This window comes from Amycolatopsis sp. NPDC057786, from assembly GCF_042797905.1.
Taxonomy (GTDB): Bacteria; Actinomycetota; Actinomycetes; order Mycobacteriales; family Pseudonocardiaceae; genus Amycolatopsis.
Map to the genome: position 1 here is coordinate 102838 of NZ_JBHVKW010000005.1, position 14871 is coordinate 117708.

Genomic DNA, 14871 nt, shown 5'->3' on the forward strand with positions numbered 1-14871 from the left:
GGAGGCGCCGATGCCTGTGTACCCGCTGCGGGGGAGGGACGACCTCTTCGGCGGGCTGCGGTCGGTCGCCGGGCGCGCCGTGCTGGTCCGAGGTGCGGAAGGCCTTGGCAAGTCGGCCCTGCTCACCGCGCTGCGCGCCACCCTCGACGTCCGCCTCGTCGGTGTGCGGGGCCTCCGAGCCGAAAGCGAGCTGCCCTACGGCGCCCTTCAGCGGATGTTCGGCGCGCCGGTCTCCAGCGGCGAGGAGGCGCGAGAACGGCTCGGTGCTGTTTCGGCGCCGACGATCTGCTGGGTCGACGACGCACATTGGGTCGATCCGGAATCCTTGGCCGCGCTGGGTTTCGCCGCCAGACGGCTGGCGGGCGTGCCGGTCGGGATGGTGCTCACCTCGCGGTCCGGATCCGACGAATTCGACTCCGTCGAGCTGCCGCCGTTGACCGATTCCGCCGCCGATCAGGTGCTGCGTGACCGCGGCGTGCCCGCCGGGGTGCGCCCGCAGCTGGTTGAACTGGGTGAGGGGAACCCGGCCGACCTGGTCGCGCTGGCGGCTTCGCTGACGCCCGCTCAGGCTGCCGGGCGGGAACCGGTTTCGCCGATCCTTCGGGAGCGGCTGCCCCGGTACGCGGCCGAGCTCGACGCGATGCGGGTCGACGAGCGTCTCCGTTTTCTCGCCACCTGCATGGACTCCTCGGCGAGGAAGGCGACCTGGTACGCGGCGGCGTCCCCGGCCGACCGCCGGGCGGCGCACGCGCGGCTGGCCGCCGCCGAGGAGGGACCCGACGCGCTCTGGCATCGCGCGATGGCGACGGCCACGCCGTCCGAGCCACTCGCGGACGCGCTCGCCGCGGCACCGGCGGTGGATCACGCGACCGCCGCCAGGCAGCTCGAACGCGCCGCCGCCCTGACCGCCGACCCGGCAACCCGGGCGGCCCGGCTGCTGGCCGCGGCGGACGCGGCCTGGCAGGCGGGAAGACCGGGGTGGGCACGGCTTCTTCTGTCCAGAGTGGACACTGAACCGGGCGCCGTGGCGTTGCTGCACGGGGAGATCGAGCTGCGTGACGGCGATCCCGCCGTCGCAACCCACGAACTGGGCGCGGCGGCGGAACTCCTGCCCGATGCGGCGGGCGCGCTCCTGCTGGCGGGCGAGGCGCGCAGGCTCGGCGGTGACCTGAGCGGCTACCGCGCCCTCGCCCGGACGGTCCCGGCGGGCGACGGGCTGGTCTCCGCGCATTTCCACGGCCTGACCTCGGTTTACGCCGGACGTCACGAGGACGCCGTCGCTCCGTTGACCGACGCGGTCGCCAAGGGGATGGCCTGCTCGGACGTCGCCGGGGCCGTCTGGGCCGCCGAAGCGGCCTTCGCCCGCGGGCATGCCGAACGGGCGCACGAATACGCGGCCGCGGCCGTGAGCCGCGCGCGGCTCGGCAAACGCCACGCGGAACTGCCGTGGGCGCTGATCTACCTGTCGCTCTCGGCCATCGCGCTCGACCGCATCCCCTGTGCGCGGGCGGCGTCCCGCGACGGGCTGTGCGCACCGCACAACCTGCGGATGGAACATCTGACGCTGCTGGGGCTGGCGGCCGCACTCCTCGGTGACCGCGTCCCAGAGCTGGACGAGGCGGCCGAAGGTATCGCCGAACGCGGTCTCGGCAGGCCCGCCGCGGTCGCCGCGTGGGCGAACGCCTGTCTGGACCTGACCGAAGACCGGCCCGACGACGCCTTGAGCAGGCTCGAAGATCTAGCTTCGGGTGTCTCCGGCGACCAGCCGGTGATCCGGGTGCTGGCCACCCCGCAACTCGTCGAGGCGGCCGTGTGTTCCGGGCGGCCCGAACGCGCGCTGGCCGCGCTGGAGGTGTTCGACCGCTGGACCCTCGCGGGCGCGGAACCCTGCTGGCTCGCGCTGAGCCACCGCTGTCACGCGCTGACCGCGTCGGATCCCGGTGTGGCGGAACGGCGTTTCGTGCTGGCCATCGAGGCGCATCGGCGGGCGGGCGGCGCGATGGAACTCGCCAGGACCCGGTTCGCCTACGCCACCCTGTTGCGACGGCATCGCCGGACCCGTGACGCCCGCGACCAGTTCCGCGATGCCTTGCGGGGCTTCGAAAACGTCGGTGCGAAACGGTTCGCGGAAAGGGCCCGCGCAGGCCTGCGCGCCACCGGCGAGACCGTCGACGTGCCGCACCGATCGCTGGCCGGGCTCACACCGCAGCAGGACGCCATCACCCGCCTCGTGGCGGCGGGGGAGACGAACAAGGAGATCGCGCGGCGGCTGGTCATCAGTCACCGGACGGTGGACCACCACCTGCGGAACATCTTCACGGCACTGGGTGTGCGGTCCCGCGTGGAGCTCGCGCGCCGCGTCGCCGCCGGCGAATGACGTAACTCGCGTGATCGAAGGCGTAACTCGCGAGTTACGCCTCCAATCACGCGAGTTACGTCTCTGATCACGCGAGTTACGGGCAGGCGAGGACCGGGGCCTGCGGGCGCCCGCCGCCGTGCAGGTCGCTCAACGGGACCCTGGCCAGGCCGAGGATCGCCTGCGCGGTCGCGCGCGGGGCGGTCGACGGGTTCGGGCCCGTGGCGTCGTAGGCGATCGCGCCGCGGTCCGCCTCGGCGCCGGCGCAGCCGGTCTGCAGTGACCGCAGGAATTCCCGCGCCTTGACGGCGGCGGGGCGGTGCCCGGCCAGCGCCTGCGCGGCGAGTCCGGTGCTGTTCGCGTTCGGCGCGTCGGTGCCGAAACCGAAGCCGCCGTTCGGGTGCTGCTTGGTGACCAGCCAGGCGGTGCCCTCCCCGGCGTTCACCGGATCACCGGTGGCGCGCAAGGCCTGCACGACCGTCGCGGTCGCGTCGACGTCGCTCGTGCACGTCGCTTCGCCGAAGTTCAGCGGGAAACCGCCGTCGGGGCACTGGGTGCCCGCGAGGAACGTCACGGCCGGCGCCGGGACGTCGCCGGTGCGGTCCAGCGCCAGCAGGGCGAGCGACTGCGAAAGAGCGTTGGAGTAGTCGCCGTATTCGGACCGGTCGGAGAACCGGCCGGACGGCGTCAGCAGCGAGAGCAGGCCTGCCTTCAGGTCGACGCCGCCGAACGACGCCGGATTCTTGCCGCGAACCTGCGCCGCGAGCAACAGCTTGGCGTGCGCGCCCGCGTACGCCTCGGTGCCGCTGCCGACGTAGCCGCTGGTGATCTCCGGTTTCGCCAGCCAGGCGATCGCCTTGCCCGCGTTCGTATCCGACACCCCGGCCGCGGCGAACGCGAAGATCGCGTCGATCGTCAAACCCTGGTCCGGGAACTTTTGGCCACCGAAGTCGGCCTCGAACCTTTCCCCGTCGGTCATCTGCCTCGCGAGCCAGCCCGCGGCGGCGTCCGCCTTGTTGTGAGTGGCCGCGGCCGCCGCCGGAGCGGCGACCAGCGCGATGCCGCACACCATGGCGACAGCGAAAACCCAACGTCTCATGAGAACCCTTTCCCCCTACGACCGCGATGAACGAACCGAAGAGTCTCACCCCGGCCGAGCGCCCGGGTACCGCCGGGCGCGAAGGGCCGATGTGATCCTGGCAACCGACCTGGTCAGCGGTGCCTGCCGAAAGTGATCGGGTGTTAACCTCGACCGGCTCGACAACTGAACACCGCCGCCCGTGACGGGGAAGCCGGTCGAAATCCGGCGCTGTCGCGCAACCGTGGGCCCTTGACCAGGGCGAGCCGGGATACCGAACGGGCGGATGTACGAACCACTGTCGCGATAAACAGGGGTGACCGCGGCGTCCGCGCCTGTCCTCCGTCATGCCGCTAGGAGGAGTCATGCGCCGCCGGTCCCTCGCCGCAGTGGCGTTCGCCGTCAGTGTCGGCGTGGTCGCCGCACTGCTCACCGGGACGGCCACCGCCGCGAACGATCCTGACGCCGCGAAGGCGAATTCCCGCTGGCTCGCGACGAAGCTGAAGCCGGACGGCACGCTCGAGAACCCCAGCGGTGGCGCACTGCCGGACCACGGCCTGATGCTCGACGTGCTGTTCGCGCTGTACGCGTCGGGCGACGGCGCCAAGGCCGCGCCGATCATGAAATTCCTCGACGACGAAGGCCACGCCACCGACTACTTCACCTGGGATGGGCTGGTTCCCGGCGCCGGTTACGACAAGGTCATCGTCGGCGGCGCGCTGGCGAAGACGTTGGTCGCCGCCCAGGTTTCCGGCCGGAACCCGCGCAACGTCGACGGCTACGACCTGATCGCCGAGACCCATGCCGCGATCATGCGCGACGGCCCCGACAAGGGCCGGATCAGCGACTACTCCAAAGATCCGAACCTCGCCGGCGCGGTGAACAACGACGCGAACTCGTTCGGCCAGGCGCTCGGCGTCATCGGCCTCGCCGCCGCGGGCGAGAACGACCGGATCGCCATCGACAGGTTGCTGACCCAGCAGTGTTCCGAGGGCTACTTCCGCCTCTTCTTCCCGTACATCCCGACAAAAGAGACCGGTGACCACGTCACCCCGGACGGCCGCAAGGTTTCGACCTGCGACGAAGGCAAGCCGCTCGATCTTTCCCCGACCGACGGCGATGCCACGGCTCTCGGGCTCTCGGCGCTGCTGGCCGCACGAAAGGCGGGCGCCACCGGTCTCGACGCCCCGATCGCCAAGACCGTCTCGTGGCTCAAGGCGAACCAGACCTCCGGTGGCGGATGGGGTGGCGGCGTCGGCACCGAGGCACCGAACACCAACAGCACCGGCATGATCGTCCAGGCGCTCGCCGACGCGGGCGGCGCGGAGGCGGCGGTGGACAAGGGCGTGCGGTACCTCAAATCCGCGCAGGCGAACGCCGCCGACTCCGGCACCAAGCTCGCGGGCGACCTCGGCGCGATCGCCTACGACCTGGCTTCCTACGAGGCCGCGCGCACGTCCGGTATCAGCGGGGTCGACACCTGGATCCGTGCGAGCGCCCAGGCCTCGCTCGGGTTGTCCCAGATCGGCTTTTACGCGCTCGCGAAGGGCAAAATCCAGCCGCCGGCCGGCGGCACCCCGGCTCCCGCGACGACCACCATCACGAAGTCGATGACGCCGCCCAGACCCAAGAAGGCAGGCACGACCAGGGCGTCCACCGTCGTCGAGCCGCCGGCCACGATCGCCACCCCGGCCACGGCGTCACCGGCCGCCCGCCTCGGCGCCTACCTGGCGAACCGGCTCGTCGGCGGTGACCACATCGAGGTGGCCGAGGACGGCAAGACCTACGTCGACTACGACGCCACCGCCGACGTGGTCCTGGCCCTGCGAGCGCTGGACCAGCAGCCGGACGCGATCGCCCGCGCGTCACAGTTCCTGCTGAAGCCGGAAGCCGTACAGGCCTATGCCCACGGCGCGCCGTACGAGCAGGGCCAAGCGTCGTATGCCGGACCGCTCGCGAAACTCGTGCTCGTCGCCGAATTCGCGAAGTCGGATCTCGCCGGGCAGCTGCGCACCGATCTGGTGAAACTGCGCGGCGCCGACGGCGAGTTCACCGACACCGGATCGTTCGCCGACGCCGACGAGACCGTCGAGCGGCACGCTTGGGCGGTGCTCGCCACCGCCGCCGACCCCGGTCCCGCGGTCGAACTGCTCCTTTCGCGCCAGTGCGCCGACGGAACCTTCCCGAAGCACCTCGACACCGTGGAATGCGGCTCCGGTGACCTCGCCGCGACCGCCGCCGCGGTCACCGCGCTGGCAGCCCGTCCGCACACCGACGCCGCGCCGCCGTCCAGGCGCCCGGACGGCTGGAGCGAGCGGCGCGTGTCGGCGTTCGTCTCCGCGGTGGGCGCGCTCGGCGTCCGGCCGACCGGCGAAGGCATGGTCACCGGAGAGGGCGGAGAGCCGGACGTCGCGCTGAGCGCCGCCGTCGCCGCCGCGCGGCAGACCGCCGGCCTCGACGCGAGCGGAACCGCGCGGTCATTGGGTGAACTGGTCCAGCCCGACGGCGGTTTGGCCAAGGGAGCCGCCGGGGAGACCGATTTCCCGACCACTCTGGCCGCCGCGCAAGGAGTCGCGGGCCGATCGTGGCTGACCGCGGTGCATTCGCCGCTCTCACCCGCGATCCGGCTGCCGCTGACCGAGGCGAATCCGTCCGGCGCACCGGTACTGGCCGCGGAGCAGTCCGGCTCCCCGCCGTCATGGCTGATCTGGGGGCTCGCCGGGCTGGCCGTCCTGCTGCTGCTCACCGTGATCGCACTGGTTTTCGTCCTTCGCCGTTTCACCAAGAAAAAGGGGGCAACACCATGAAGAGACTGCTGGCCGTGACGTCCGTCCTCATCGGACTGATCGGGCTGTCCGCCGCACCCGCGAACGCGGTCGACACCACCAAGGGCTACGCCGGGATCTGCACCGGCGCCGACGCGCTCACCGGGGTCACCGTCGTGGTCGACTTCCAGGAACTGGACGGCAACGGCGGGACCGCCGCGCCGACGATCACCCGCTGCTCGCCCAACGCCTCGCCGGGCACCGCCCGCACGGGTATCAAGGCCTTGCAGGACGCGGGGATCGCGGTCGCCGGCACCGCGCGCTGGGGGCTCGCTTTCGTCTGCCGCGTGGAAGGCCGCCCGTCCGCGACGGAGACCCTCCCGCTCTCGACCAACCCGAACTACAAGGAGGCGTGCGTCACCACCCCGCCCGCAGGCGCGTACTGGGGCTACTGGCACGCCAACGGCGCCGGAAACACCTGGACCTACAGCACCACGGGTGCCGTCAACCGGAACGTGACCCCCGGCGGCTTCGAGGGCTGGTCGTTCTCGCTGAACAAGTCGGCGTCGACCAACCCGCCGCCCGGTGTCACGCCGAGGAACCCGGCCATCCCGTGAGAAGGGTTCTTCCCGCGGTGGCGGCGGTCTTCCTGATCGCCGCCACGGCACCTTCCGCGCACGCCGTCGACCAGAGCAAGGGATATCCCGGGTTCTGCAAGGACGACACCGGGGTCACCGTGGTGGTGGACTTCCAGCAACTCGGCGGAACGGCCATCGTCCGCTGCAATCCCCAGACCACGCGCGGCACCGGGCTGGACGCGCTCAAGGGCGCCGGTTTCCAGATCGCCGGGGTACAGCGCTGGGGCGAGTCGTTCGTCTGCCGGATCGAGAATCGTCCTTCCGCGGCCGAGAACATCCCGGTCAGCGGCCGCGAGACGTACCGGGAGTCGTGTGTCGACACGCCTCCCGCGCAGGCCTACTGGTCCTACTGGCACGCCGCGAACAACTGCGCGTGGGACTACAGCCAGTGGGGACTCAAGAACCGCGACTTCACCCCCGGCGGGTTCGAGGGCTGGTCGTTCTCCTTGAACGCCAACGCTCAGAGCAACCCGGTCCCGCGGGTCTCCGCCGTGCGGCCGGGGACCGAGGGGCAGCCGTGCGTGCCGCGCGACGAGGCCAAGCCCGTCACCGGCGACCCCGGTGAGCAACAGCGGCCGCAGCCAGGGAGCGGGCAGGCCGACAGCCCGCAGCCGACAGCCGGTGCGGGGGAGGCCCCCGCCGCGGGTCCGAGTTCCGGCGCGCTGCCGCCGCCCAAACCGCGGCCGAGTGCCTCGGCGCGGCCGAAGGCGCAGGATCCGTCGTCGAACGTCGCGTTCACCGGCGGGGAGAACGCCGAGGACGTCAACGCGATGATCGAACGCGAGTCCGGCGCCAGCGACTGGGCACCCTGGGCGGCGGGCGCCGCGATACTGGCGTTGTGCGTGGCAGGGTTCCTGGTGGCCCGCAGACGCAAACGCGCACAAGGAGCTGGATGAGGTCCTACTTCCTGCCGCGCGACCTGCATCCGGCCGCGTGGTGGGTGTGGGCGCTGGGGCTCGCCGTCGCCGCGACCCGCACGACGAACCCGTGGCTGCTGCTGACCATCGTGGCGGTCGCGGGTTACGTCGTCGTGGCCCGGCGCGGAGAGGCGCCGTGGGCGCTGGCGTTCCGGCTCTACCTGTACCTCGGCGCGTTCATCGTCGCGATCCGCGTGTTCTTCCGCGTCGTGTTCGGCGGTGCCGAAGGATCCACGATCATCCTGCGGCTGCCCGAGATCCCGTTGCCGGAATGGGCGGCGGGTCTCCGCCTCTTCGGCGACGTGTCCGCGGAATCGTTGCTGGGCGGGCTCTACGACGGGATGCGGCTGGCGGCGATGGTGATCTGCCTCGGCGCGGCCAACGCGCTCGCGAACCCGAAACGGCTGCTCAAGGCGATGCCGCCGGCGTTGTACGAGGTGGGCACGGCGGTGATCGTCGCGCTGTCGGTGTTCCCTCAGCTGGCCGAAAGCGTGCTGCGGGTCCAGCGTGCCCGCAAACTGCGGGGCGGTTCGGGCAAGAAGAAGATGAAGGTCCTGCACACCGTCCTCATCCCCGTGCTGGAGGACGCGCTTTCGCGTTCACTGCAGCTGGCCGCGTCGATGGACTCGCGCGGCTACGGCCGTGCGGGGCTGGTCGAGGCGCGGACCCGACTGATCACGGGGACACTGATGATCGTCGGCCTGCTGGGTGTCTGTGTCGGCGTTTACGCCACTTTGGACGGTTCCACGCCCAGGTATCTTGCCGCGCCGGTGCTTTCCGTGGGAGTCGTGATCGGGCTGATCGGCTTCTGGTCGGCGGGCAAACGGGTCCGGCGCACGCGGTACCGGCCCGATCGCTGGCACCTGCCGGAAATCGTCGTCGCGGTCAGCGGGATCGGGGTCGCGGTGACGTTGTTCGTGACCTCCAGCGTGAACCCGATGAACATGAACCCGTCGCTGATCGGCCTGTCCTGGCCGACGCTGTCCTGGGTGCCGTTGCTCGGCGTGCTGCTCGGCGTGGTGCCCGCCTTCCTGACCCCGGCCCCCGAACCTCCGTACGCCGCACTAGAAGAAGCGCACACATGATCGAACTCGACCACGTTTCCTTCACCTATCACGGCCGCACCGAACCGGTGCTGTCCGACGTGACGATGTCCATCGGTGAAGGCGAACTCGTGCTGTTCGCGGGCCAGACGGGGGCGGGCAAGTCGACGCTGCTCGGCACGGTCAACGGTCTCGTCCCGCATTTCACCGGCGGCCACCTCGAGGGCACGGTGTCCGTCGACGGCGTGACGACGCGCTCCCGGCCGCCGCGCGAGTTCGCGCACCTGGTCGGCGTCGTCGGGCAGGATCCGCTCGCGGGCTTCGTCACCGACACGGTCGAGGACGAGCTCGCGTACGGCATGGAGCAGCTCGGCCTGAGCCCGCAGGTGATGCGGCGCCGGGTGGAAGAGACGCTCGACCTCCTCGGTATCGCGGAACTGCGCAGGCGCGCGCTGCGGACGCTGTCCGGCGGGCAGCAGCAGCGGGTGGCCATCGGCTCGGTGCTGACCACACACCCCAAGGTGCTGGTGCTGGACGAACCGACGTCGGCGCTGGACCCGACCGCGGCGGAGGAGGTGCTGGCGACACTGGCCAGGCTGGTGGAGGACCTCGGCACGACGGTGCTGATGGCCGAGCACCGGATGGAACGCGTGATCCCGTTCGCGGACCGGATGATCCACGTCCCCGGCACCGGGGGAGTGATCGACGGGACACCACCGGAAGTGCTGAAGGACATGCCGATCGCGCCCCCGATCGTCCACTTGGGACGGTTGGCGGGCTGGGATCCGCTGCCGATGTCGGTGCGTGACGCCCGGCGGCGCGCTTCGTCGCTGACGCTCGGGGCTCCCCCCGCGCGGAGCACCACCGTCGGCGAGGAGCTGCTGACCGCGTCCGGCGTGGTGGTGCGGTACGGGCCGAAGGTCGCGGTGCGGGAGGTCGACCTGACCCTGCGCGCCGGCGAGGTGCTGGCGATGATGGGGCGCAACGGCTCCGGCAAATCGTCGCTGCTGTGGGCGGTGCAGGGCTCCGGGCCCCGGCAAGGCGGCAAGGTCACCATCGAAGGCAAGGACCCGAAGGCGCTGAGCAGCGCCGAGGCCCGCGCGCTCGTCGGCATGGTGCCGCAGACCGCGAGCGACCTGCTGTACTTGCAGACGGTCGCCGCCGAATGCGAAGCCGCCGACGCGGAATCGGCCGCGGAGCCGGGGCATTGCCGTGGCCTGCTCGACAGGCTCGCTCCGGGTATCGATCCCGCGTCGCATCCGCGTGACCTGTCGGAGGGCCAGCGTCTCGCGCTGGTGCTCGCCGTACAGCTGTCGGCCGCGCCCCGGATCATGTTGCTGGACGAACCGACGCGCGGTCTCGACTACACCGCGAAGGCGGCGCTGGCGCAGATGATCGCCGCGCTGACGGCCGAGGGCAAGGCGATAGTCGTGGCCACCCACGACGTCGAGTTCGTCGCGACCATCGCGCACCGGGTGATCGTGATGGCCGAGGGAGAGGTCGTCTCGGACGGACCGACCGGCGAGGTGCTCGGCGGTTCCCCGGCGTTCGCCACGCAGATCGCGAAGATCCTCGGCGAGCCTTGGCTCACCGTCGACGAGGTCCGGTCGGCGCTTCCGCAGGAGGGTCCGTGACCACGACGGCACCGGCGGTCCGGCTCGGCCCGCGCTCGGCGACGGTCCTCGGTCTCGCGTCGCTCGCGGGGCTGATGATGTTCGTCTGGCCGCTGCTGGTCCGCGTCGAGCCGCAGTCGATGCAGCACGGCCCGGACGCGCCGTTCGTGTTCATCGGGATCCTGCCGATCCTGATCGTCATCGTGCTGGCCGAAATGTCCGAAGGAGGCATGGATTCCAAGGCTCTCGCGATGCTCGGCGTGCTTTCCGCGGTGAACGCCGCCCTGCGGCCCCTCGGCGCCGGGACCGCGGGTATCGAAACCGTGTTCTTCCTGCTGGTGCTGGCCGGGCGGGTGTTCGGTCCCGGCTTCGGTTTCGTGCTGGGCTGTACGTCGATGTTCGCTTCGGCGTTGCTGACCGCCGGGGTGGGACCGTGGCTGCCGTTCCAGATGATGTGCTCGGCGTGGATCGGGATGGGCGCGGGACTGCTGCCGCGCCGTGTCACCGGCAAGGCCGAGATCGCGATGCTGGTGGGCTACGGGATCCTCGTCGCGTACGTCTTCGGATTACTGATGAACCTGTGGTTCTGGCCGTTCATCACCGACGCCGAGGTGCCGTATCACGACGGGCACATCTCCTACGTGCCCGGCGCCCCGCTGCCGGAGAACCTGCACCGGTTCGCCGTGTTCACCCTGCTGACCTCGACGGCGGGCTGGGACACGGGCCGCGCGATCACGAACGCGGTGGCGATCCTGGTGCTCGGGCCCGCCGTACTCGCGACGTTGCGCCGGGCTTCACGGAAGGCTTCCTTCGGCGTGATCCCTTCCTTCACTGACCGCAGTTGGTCCCCTGAATGCGGGACTTCCGGGGCACGACGTGGCAGGCCACGGCGAACGCCACTCCCACGGCCACGATGAGCGTGGCGAAGACGGGATGCATGTCCTTGGACAGGCTCTGTGCGCGTTCGGGGCCGATCGCCCAGAGGGCCAGTGGCGTGGCGTAGGCCGCGGTGAGGGCGATCGCGCCCCAGCGGAGCGCCTTGAGCCGGGTGTCGCGCAGGGCGCCGATCAGAACGAAGGCGACCGGGACGATGGCGAGCATCGCGAACTGGCCGACGATCATGACCGGCACGGCCCAGGCCGAGACGAGGACGGCACGCGGGGCGCGGCGGACGGTGATTTCGCGGTCGAGTGTCGGGGTGGACATCGGTTCGGTTCCTCCGGGTTCGGAAGGCGGTCGACAGTGCTCATTAGCGGCCGTCGCGATAGTTAGAAGCTATAACCGTCTCGACGTGAGTGTCAATAGGAAAAGTGATAGCTTCTAACTTAATGAGCCTCGGAAGGAGCCGTCGATGGACGTGAAGACCTCGCGTGAGCGCTACCGGGCCCAGGTGCGTGACGAGATCAAACGGCACGCGTGGGAGCAGCTGGGCACGGCGGGCGTCTCCGCGCTGTCCCTCAACGCGATCGCCAAACACGTGGGTATGAGCGGTCCCGCGCTGTACCGGTACTTTTTCGGTCGCGACGACCTGATCACGGACCTCGTCCGCGACGCTTACCGAAGCCTCGCCGACGTCGTGCGGGCGGCGGCCGAGTCCGGTGGTGTGGCCGAAGTCGCTTACGCGATCAGGGAATGGGCGCTGGCGGATCCGCAGCGATACCTGCTCGTCTACGGGACGCCGATCCCCGGCTATCGCGCGCCCGGTGACACCGCGGAGATCTCGAACGAGATCATGGGCGTGCTGCTCAAGGCGCACGCGGCGGTTCCGGACGACGGGCGGGTGACGGCGTTCGACGGTCATCTGGAGGAGCATCGCGAGTGGGCGGGCGGGCTACCGGTGTCCACGGCGGTCCTCCGTCGTGCCGTGACGTTCTGGACCAGGATCCATGGAGTCCTGTCCCTGGAGCTGGCCGGGCATTTCGCCGGTATGGGGTTCGATCCCGGCATGCTGTTCGCCGCCGAGTTCGGGCAATTGTCCACAAAGGACGGTTTCCGCTGATCGGGGCACCGTCGCCCGCTGTGCTAACTTCCGGGGATGCGCAAAGGATCCAGGGTTCCTTTCGGTCGTACGTTCGCGGTGATCGCGTCGGGCCTTCTGGCCTCACTGGTCGGGCCCGGCGCTGCCGCGAACGCGTCCGGCGGGCACGGCTGTGAATGCGCCACTCCGTCGATAGACCGGTTGCAGCACTGGCTCGCCTCCGGTGAGGGCACCACGGTGCCGCAGACCGGCAGCCTGCTCGTCCGCGAACGCGGCGGTTACGCCGCCAAGGTGGCCTTCCTCAACGCCGAATGGCACGTGGTCGTCGTCTGGCTGGGAAATTGGTTCGAAGCGCAGGCCGACCTTTCGAAATCCGCCGGTTTCTGGATGACCTACAGCGCGACCGACGACCTCTACGTCCAGCTGCGTCCGGCCTCGCAGTGGAGCGGCGGGAACAAGTGGCTCACGAAGGTGCCGTCGACCGGTGGGAAGAGGGTGAAGAAGTTCTTCGGCTTCAAGCCCGAAGCCTGGACGACGCTGCCCGAGCTGGGGACGCCCGGCCACTCCTTCGCCTCGGCGCTGACCGAGGTGCGGGGCCTGGTCTTCGTCGGCAAAACCCCGAACGAACTCGATTTCCGCGGCCTCTCGATCGATCGCTACCAGCCGCCCTGTCTCTGACCACTCCCCGGTATTCACCTGTCCGGAGCGGCGATGTCGCGCACCGTGCCCGTTTTGTCCTGTACGGTGAACATTCAGCCGCTTGCGCACGACCGATCCGAGGAGTACCCCTGATGAGCCTGTTCGACTCGCTGAAGGAAAAGGCCGCCGAGCTTCTCGGTGGCGCGGGCGACAAGGTCAGCGAGCTGACCGGCGTCGACCTTTCCGGTGCCGCCGACCAGGTCACCGAGTCCGCCGGCGGGCTGGCCGAGACCGGCCAGGGGCTCGCCGAGAACGCCACCGCCGCGGGCCAGGGCGCCGTCGACTCGGCCACCGCGGCCGGTCAGGGCGTCGTCGACTCCACCGGTGCCCTCGGCGACGCCGCCACCGGGCTGGCAGGCGACGTGATCGACCCGAACGCCCGGGGCTGAACCGCCCCCGGTCTCCCCGGTATCCCATGGATGCCGGGGAGATCGTCATGCCATGGTGCCCCGTTCGGGTGCCGGGAAAAATGAGGCCCGCCCGGCCGTCGTTCGCCGCTAGTCTTTGTCGAAACTGACTGATCTGCGGGGGAGCGGACCATGGTCGGAATCTGGATAGCCCTCGGAATTCTCTCGTTGGTGATCGGTGTCGCCGTCGTCACCGATCTGCGCGATCGAGGTCGAGGCGGGACACGCAAGTTCCTGTTGCCGGGCTGGGCCTCGCGGCGTGCCGACTACACGGAGAACGACCTCGTCCACGGGCGCTGGACGGAAAAGCCGCCGCGTGCGCAGGACGAGGAGCTCCAGCGCAAGTACCGGGCGGGTGACGAATAGGGAGTCGCGTGGTCGGCCGCGCGTTGCGGATTCCCGTGCCGGATTCCCTTCTTTCCGTGAATTCCGTGGCGTGAATGGTGTCATGTCAAAGGTGGTGACCCCGATCACAGCGACCTCTCTCATCGTGGGAACATGAGGGCCAAGGTCACCGGATCCCGGAGGGTGAATGCTCCGCAGAATGCGTCGCTGGCTCGAATTGCTCAGTCTCGGCGGGTTGGCGGTGGTCGGCTTCGCGGTCGGGATCTCCGAACAGCTCGGCCTGCTGGACAAAGTGGCGCCGAAAGGCATCTCCACGCTGACGCTGATCATGGTCAGCGGTGTGGTCGTGGTGCTGCTCATCGAGCTGACCCCGTTGCGCGCGCTGGAAGACATCCGTGATCGGCTCGCCGGCCTCGATATCGACACCATCGCCGCGAGCCGCCGCCGTTCGCACTACGGCGGCGTCGTCGAAGTGCACAAACGCTTTCCGGACGACGAGTTCGCGGCGCATATCGCGAAGGCCAAGCAGGTGACGATCCTGAACACCTGGATCCCCAATCTGCAACGCCTGGAAAAGGAACTGGAAGCCGCGATCGTCGACCGGCGAGCCCAAGTGCGCATCATGCTGCTGCACCCGAACTCGATGCTGGTTGGGCTGCGGGAAGCGGCGCTGGACCGGAGCGACGGTGCGGGCAAGACCTTCGTGAGCACGGGGATCGTGGAGTGCCTGGAGACCCTCGCCCGCCTGCACCGGAGGCTGGCGAAGCGGCAGGCCAACCTGAAGGTGCGAGTGTTCAACTCGCAGGCCTCGGTTTCGGTGTACCGGGCCGACGGGCGCTACCTGGTCAGCATGTTCCTGCACGGCCAGCTGGCGATCGATTCACCGCAGTTCGAGATCGAGGGCACGCACGACACCGTGCTCGGCGAACAGATCCAGCGCGAGCTCGACACGTTGTGGGATATCGGCCGCGACGTGGACCTCGGCGACTGGAACCGAAGCATCGACATGATCCGTTTCTGAGCAAGAGGTGT

At 70.0% G+C, this 14871-nt stretch carries 14 protein-coding genes and 1 riboswitch; of the genes, 12 read left to right on the forward strand and 2 right to left on the reverse strand.

Annotated features, from left to right (window positions below; genetic code table 11):
- The first annotated feature begins 10 nt into the window (after positions 1–10).
- A complete protein-coding gene (locus tag ACFVM3_RS05740; RefSeq protein ID WP_378435911.1) occupies positions 11–2377 on the forward strand; it encodes a LuxR C-terminal-related transcriptional regulator in 2367 nt (788 codons plus the stop codon).
- Positions 2378–2453: 76 nt separating this feature from the next.
- Here ACFVM3_RS05740 and ACFVM3_RS05745 read toward each other — a convergent pair whose 3' ends face one another.
- Positions 2454–3455, reverse strand: coding sequence for a prenyltransferase/squalene oxidase repeat-containing protein (locus ACFVM3_RS05745; RefSeq protein ID WP_378435913.1), 1002 nt, complete (start codon positions 3453–3455; stop codon positions 2454–2456).
- A 187-nt stretch (positions 3456–3642) separates the two neighbouring features.
- A riboswitch (cobalamin riboswitch) is annotated at positions 3643–3710 on the forward strand.
- An 89-nt stretch (positions 3711–3799) separates the two neighbouring features.
- Between ACFVM3_RS05745 and ACFVM3_RS05750 the strand changes: the two genes are divergently transcribed.
- From ACFVM3_RS05750 to ACFVM3_RS05775, 6 genes are read left to right on the forward strand one after another with little or no spacing between them, the layout of a single operon-like run.
- Complete coding sequence (locus ACFVM3_RS05750; protein WP_378435915.1) at positions 3800–6241, forward strand: hypothetical protein; 2442 nt, start codon at positions 3800–3802, stop codon at positions 6239–6241.
- Complete coding sequence (locus ACFVM3_RS05755; protein WP_378435917.1) at positions 6238–6816, forward strand: flagellar hook-length control protein FliK; 579 nt, start codon at positions 6238–6240, stop codon at positions 6814–6816. Before ACFVM3_RS05750 ends, ACFVM3_RS05755 begins: the two co-directional genes overlap by 4 nt.
- The gene (locus ACFVM3_RS05760; protein ID WP_378435919.1) at positions 6813–7733 is read left to right on the forward strand and encodes an ABC transporter substrate-binding protein; all 921 of its coding nucleotides are present in this window, start codon (positions 6813–6815) and stop codon (positions 7731–7733) included. Before ACFVM3_RS05755 ends, ACFVM3_RS05760 begins: the two co-directional genes overlap by 4 nt.
- The gene (locus ACFVM3_RS05765; protein WP_378435921.1) at positions 7730–8839 is read left to right on the forward strand and encodes an energy-coupling factor transporter transmembrane component T; all 1110 of its coding nucleotides are present in this window, start codon (positions 7730–7732) and stop codon (positions 8837–8839) included. The genes ACFVM3_RS05760 and ACFVM3_RS05765 overlap by 4 nt, the downstream gene beginning before the upstream one ends.
- Positions 8836–10431: an ABC transporter ATP-binding protein gene (locus ACFVM3_RS05770; protein ID WP_378435923.1), complete on the forward strand. Its 1596-nt coding sequence runs from the start codon at positions 8836–8838 to the stop codon at positions 10429–10431. The genes ACFVM3_RS05765 and ACFVM3_RS05770 overlap by 4 nt, the downstream gene beginning before the upstream one ends.
- Entirely contained in the window at positions 10428–11327 is a 900-nt protein-coding gene (locus ACFVM3_RS05775; protein ID WP_378435925.1) for an ECF transporter S component, read from the forward strand. Before ACFVM3_RS05770 ends, ACFVM3_RS05775 begins: the two co-directional genes overlap by 4 nt.
- Here the strand turns inward: ACFVM3_RS05775 and ACFVM3_RS05780 are convergent.
- Positions 11239–11616, reverse strand: a complete 378-nt coding sequence (locus ACFVM3_RS05780; RefSeq protein WP_378435926.1) for a hypothetical protein — start codon at positions 11614–11616, stop codon at positions 11239–11241. The two genes, ACFVM3_RS05775 and ACFVM3_RS05780, sit on opposite strands and share 89 nt — an antisense overlap.
- Positions 11617–11761: 145 nt before the next feature.
- Between ACFVM3_RS05780 and ACFVM3_RS05785 the strand changes: the two genes are divergently transcribed.
- From ACFVM3_RS05785 to ACFVM3_RS05805, 5 genes are all read left to right on the forward strand, one after another.
- Entirely contained in the window at positions 11762–12409 is a 648-nt protein-coding gene (locus ACFVM3_RS05785) for a TetR/AcrR family transcriptional regulator (RefSeq protein WP_378435928.1), read from the forward strand.
- Between the two features lie 36 nt (positions 12410–12445).
- Positions 12446–13066: a hypothetical protein gene (locus ACFVM3_RS05790; RefSeq protein WP_378435930.1), complete on the forward strand. Its 621-nt coding sequence runs from the start codon at positions 12446–12448 to the stop codon at positions 13064–13066.
- Positions 13067–13179: 113 nt separating this feature from the next.
- Positions 13180–13476 (forward strand): hypothetical protein, encoded by a 297-nt coding sequence (locus tag ACFVM3_RS05795; protein WP_378435932.1) that lies wholly within the window; start codon positions 13180–13182, stop codon positions 13474–13476.
- Between the two features lie 150 nt (positions 13477–13626).
- On the forward strand, positions 13627–13860 hold the full coding sequence (locus ACFVM3_RS05800; RefSeq protein ID WP_378435934.1) for a hypothetical protein: 234 nt from the start codon (positions 13627–13629) through the stop codon (positions 13858–13860).
- A gap of 166 nt (positions 13861–14026) precedes the next feature.
- Positions 14027–14860, forward strand: coding sequence for a hypothetical protein (locus ACFVM3_RS05805; RefSeq protein ID WP_378435936.1), 834 nt, complete (start codon positions 14027–14029; stop codon positions 14858–14860).
- Positions 14861–14871 lie beyond the last annotated feature (11 nt).

What these genes read in the sequence shown, in the direction of transcription:
- ACFVM3_RS05780 (WP_378435926.1), bottom strand. Translation starts at nt 11,616, where the DNA reads ATGTCCACCCCGACACTCGACCGCGAAATCACCGTCCGCCGCGCCCCG.
- ACFVM3_RS05770 (WP_378435923.1), top strand. Translation starts at nt 8,836, where the DNA reads ATGATCGAACTCGACCACGTTTCCTTCACCTATCACGGCCGCACCGAA.
- ACFVM3_RS05750 (WP_378435915.1), top strand. Translation starts at nt 3,800, where the DNA reads ATGCGCCGCCGGTCCCTCGCCGCAGTGGCGTTCGCCGTCAGTGTCGGC.
- ACFVM3_RS05745 (WP_378435913.1), bottom strand. Translation starts at nt 3,455, where the DNA reads ATGAGACGTTGGGTTTTCGCTGTCGCCATGGTGTGCGGCATCGCGCTG.
- ACFVM3_RS05765 (WP_378435921.1), top strand. Translation starts at nt 7,730, where the DNA reads ATGAGGTCCTACTTCCTGCCGCGCGACCTGCATCCGGCCGCGTGGTGG.
- ACFVM3_RS05740 (WP_378435911.1), top strand. Translation starts at nt 11, where the DNA reads ATGCCTGTGTACCCGCTGCGGGGGAGGGACGACCTCTTCGGCGGGCTG.
- ACFVM3_RS05800 (WP_378435934.1), top strand. Translation starts at nt 13,627, where the DNA reads ATGGTCGGAATCTGGATAGCCCTCGGAATTCTCTCGTTGGTGATCGGT.
- ACFVM3_RS05755 (WP_378435917.1), top strand. Translation starts at nt 6,238, where the DNA reads ATGAAGAGACTGCTGGCCGTGACGTCCGTCCTCATCGGACTGATCGGG.
- ACFVM3_RS05805 (WP_378435936.1), top strand. Translation starts at nt 14,027, where the DNA reads ATGCTCCGCAGAATGCGTCGCTGGCTCGAATTGCTCAGTCTCGGCGGG.
- ACFVM3_RS05795 (WP_378435932.1), top strand. Translation starts at nt 13,180, where the DNA reads ATGAGCCTGTTCGACTCGCTGAAGGAAAAGGCCGCCGAGCTTCTCGGT.
- ACFVM3_RS05785 (WP_378435928.1), top strand. Translation starts at nt 11,762, where the DNA reads ATGGACGTGAAGACCTCGCGTGAGCGCTACCGGGCCCAGGTGCGTGAC.
- ACFVM3_RS05790 (WP_378435930.1), top strand. Translation starts at nt 12,446, where the DNA reads ATGCGCAAAGGATCCAGGGTTCCTTTCGGTCGTACGTTCGCGGTGATC.